The organism is Rhodopseudomonas sp. B29, assembly GCF_000333455.1.
In the GTDB taxonomy this organism is placed as follows: Bacteria; Pseudomonadota; Alphaproteobacteria; order Rhizobiales; family Xanthobacteraceae; genus Rhodopseudomonas.
This window is the reverse complement of sequence record NZ_BADD01000615.1, coordinates 1-2,876: the sequence shown is the minus strand read 5'-3', so window position 1 is coordinate 2,876 and position 2,876 is coordinate 1. Positions and strand designations below refer to the sequence as shown.

Here is a 2,876-nt window from a genome sequence, read left to right as displayed (position 1 = left end):
ATATTGCGCCTCGGCATTACTCTCGGCGCCCTTTGCCACAAGGCTCGGTTCTTCACGGGGTCCGAGCCACCACCGAGCGCAGACAGATTGGTGACCCCGCGGGGATTGCCGGCCGACGCCGCGCGTTCGAACAGCTGGCGCGCCTTGGCGTCGTCTTTGGCCAGGCCCGCACCGGTCGCGTAGGCGACACCGAGTTCGACCATTGCGGACGAACTCCCTTTGTCGGCGGCTTTGCGATAGGTCGCCAGCGCTTCGGCCGGCTGGTTATTGGCCGCATAGGCGCGGCCGAGTTCATACATCGCACGGCGCGAGCTCGCCGCCGCCGTCCGGCAGAATTTCAGCGCAGTCGGGATGTCGGCCGCGGCGATCTGGGCGGTTCCCTTGACGTCGGCGGGCTTGTCGGGATCGGACGGATCGGCGGCAATGCGGTCGCACAACGCCAGATCGGCAGACTGCGCCACAGCCGCCGTCGCAGCAGCGGCGGTCGCTGCCACCAGCACCAGTCCTGCCGCGAGCCAGCGCGGGTGAAAAGTCATCATCGTCATGTGTCTCGTCGCCTCGAAGCGCTGCGGCCAATCCGGGCGGCGCGCACGGCGCCTGATCAGATCTCGTCGTCGGGCGCGCCAGGCCGTGTCCCAGGGCAGCGCCGACCGGCCGCAATCTAGCCAATCCGACCGGAGGTGGAAACCGCAGCGCGCGCGGCAACCTTAGCTGTCAACGATTGAGCTCGAACACAGCGCGGCAGGCTTGGCTGAGATCGGCGCGATGCTGGCGCATGCAGGCGGCAATGCGCGCGAAGCTCGCCAGTTCGGAACCGCACAAACGGAAAACGTCGCTGGTGCACAGACGCTGTTCTTCGAGACTGAAGGCTTCACCGCGGACCGGCGCCAGCGACGCCGCCGCGAGCGCGCCGAACACCACGAGGCGGCGCAGAAACCTGCTTATCGTCGTCATGGCGGCTCTCCCTGCCCGAAGAGGACAGATGCCAAGAAACAAGGCGCTCCACTGTGACAGCCATCACGCCAGAGGCGGACGATGGAACGATCGCCGCCCAGCTCCGTTCAACCGCGACTAATTGACCAGGGTAAATCCAATGACGATTTTGAAATGGGCACTGATCTTCTTCGTGATCTCGGTGATTGCGGCGGTCTTCGGCTTCACCGGCATCTCCGCGGCGTCGGCAGATATCGCCCGCCTCCTGTTTTATATCTTCGTGGTCATCTTCGTGGTTCTGCTATTGCTCGGACTGACTATCTTCAGAGCCTGACCACAGACGCCGGCGCACAAAGTTCCTGCCGCGGTTGATCTGACGCAATCGCGGCGCGGTCAAATTCGACCATTGTCATTGGTGCCCTGCCGATTCCCATATTGCATTGCAACATCGGCTCGACTAGGTAGTTCCTCAACCACCCGAGGCGACCGATGAGCGAAGACTGGAACACGAAATACGGCGTCCGCCGCGTCAGGCGCGATCCTCCGACCTTGGAGGAAGCGATCTTTGCGGCTGCCGGCATTACCGACGATCCGGACTCGCAAGCTGAAATCGCTGCGTCGCTGATGGGCCTGCCGATCGAAGCCGTGCAGAGCGAGGTCCGCAAAGCTTGCCGTGTGGCGGCACGGACGTCGCGGGTCATCGCTGGCGAACAGGGCGCGCAGCGCGCCGTGGTGGTGGAGCGTCGGGTCTCGCGCAAGATCGTCGGCGCCCGGCGCGCCTGATCCCGAACGGATCGGTCCACAGAACAACGCCGCGGAGAGCATCCGCGGCGTCCTAATTCAGACTGGCAGATCGAAGCGGCATTAGGCTGCGCGTCCGATCCCCGACATCTTCAAAAACAGATTCCAGCAGGCCTGATTGAAGTCGATCAGTGCACTCGCCGCTCCGGCCGGGATTTCGATCGTCGGCTGGCCAGCGCGGGCCGGCTCCTGCTTGAGATCGATGGTACCGGTCGATTCACCCTGGCGGAATGTCAGGTGCGCACCGAATTTGTTGGCGAGCGCCCGCATCGCCTGGTTCTGCGCGCCAGTGGTGATACGGACTCGCTCGTAGCAAAGCGACCGGGCCACCTCCATCAACTGCCGAAACAGAATGCTGCCGATACCCTTGCGCCGCAGATGGGCTTCGACGCTGAACGCGATCTCCGGCAGCGAGTCTGTTGATAAATCCGGCTGGTGCAGTTCGGCGGCCGCATGGACCTGACCATCCTCGCCGACGAAGGCGATGATGATTGTGCCGTCGCCGCCGCACTTCTGGGCATAGCGATCGATGAAATGCTCGTCGGCATAACCGTTGAACCGGTCGCGCCGGCTCTCGGCATCCAGCCGCAACAGGTGATCCCGCAGCAGCGGCAGTTCCTGGTTGATCAGCGACCTGATCGTGCCCCTGGACCCGGTGAGGTCGGCAATCAGAGCGTCGTGCATAGGTTCACACTCCTTTCGGACGGACCCTCAAGGAGGCGTTCCACATTCCCTAGACCGAAAGTATATTGTGCAACGCACAATAAATTGCAAGACCGATCAGCCCCAGCCCGTTGAACTACTGGCCCGCGCCGTCGAACCCGACGCGATTCCATAGGCTCGCACGGCTAACAAACTTTGCGCAGGCGCAAAATCCCCGGCCAGTTCGGTATCATAGCACCGTAAACTAGGAATGATCCGGACATCTTCGGGCCGTCCCCGAACTCAGAGCACCAGCTGGGTCTGGGTCACGACACCGACCAGCTTGCCGTCGTCGGTCTCGATTCGGGTCTGCCAGACCTGAGTTCGCCGGCCGCGATGCACCGGGGTGGCGATCGCCACCACGGTGATCCCGGCTTTGGCGGGACCAATGAAATTGGTCTTGCTCTCCAGCGTGGTGGGCCCTTGCCCCCTCGGCAGAT

The 2,876-nt window shown here is 63.3% G+C and carries 5 protein-coding genes and 1 pseudogene; 2 read left to right on the top strand and 4 right to left on the bottom strand.

Going from position 1 to position 2,876, the window contains the following annotated elements; all coding sequences use genetic code 11:
• Positions 1–536: pseudogene (locus I5M_RS30395) on the bottom strand (tetratricopeptide repeat protein); the annotation flags it as partial.
• 178 nt (positions 537–714) lie between these two features.
• A complete protein-coding gene (locus tag I5M_RS22370) occupies positions 715–954 on the bottom strand; it encodes a hypothetical protein (protein WP_022723439.1) in 240 nt (79 codons plus the stop codon).
• Between the two features lie 139 nt (positions 955–1,093).
• Here I5M_RS22370 and I5M_RS31555 point away from each other — a divergent pair, with 139 nt between their 5' ends.
• Together I5M_RS31555 and I5M_RS22360 are read left to right on the top strand one after the other, a co-directional pair.
• A complete protein-coding gene (locus I5M_RS31555) occupies positions 1,094–1,267 on the top strand; it encodes a DUF1328 domain-containing protein (protein WP_022723438.1) in 174 nt (57 codons plus the stop codon).
• A 155-nt stretch (positions 1,268–1,422) separates the two neighbouring features.
• Entirely contained in the window at positions 1,423–1,716 is a 294-nt protein-coding gene (locus I5M_RS22360) for a hypothetical protein (protein ID WP_022723437.1), read from the top strand.
• An 81-nt stretch (positions 1,717–1,797) separates the two neighbouring features.
• Here the strand turns inward: I5M_RS22360 and I5M_RS22355 are convergent, their stop codons facing one another.
• Together I5M_RS22355 and I5M_RS22350 are read right to left on the bottom strand one after the other, a co-directional pair.
• Complete coding sequence (locus I5M_RS22355) at positions 1,798–2,418, bottom strand: GNAT family N-acetyltransferase (protein WP_022723436.1); 621 nt, start codon at positions 2,416–2,418, stop codon at positions 1,798–1,800.
• A 261-nt stretch (positions 2,419–2,679) separates the two neighbouring features.
• Positions 2,680–2,876 (bottom strand): PaaI family thioesterase (locus tag I5M_RS22350; RefSeq protein ID WP_031337321.1); only part of this gene is annotated, 197 nt, incomplete at its 5' end.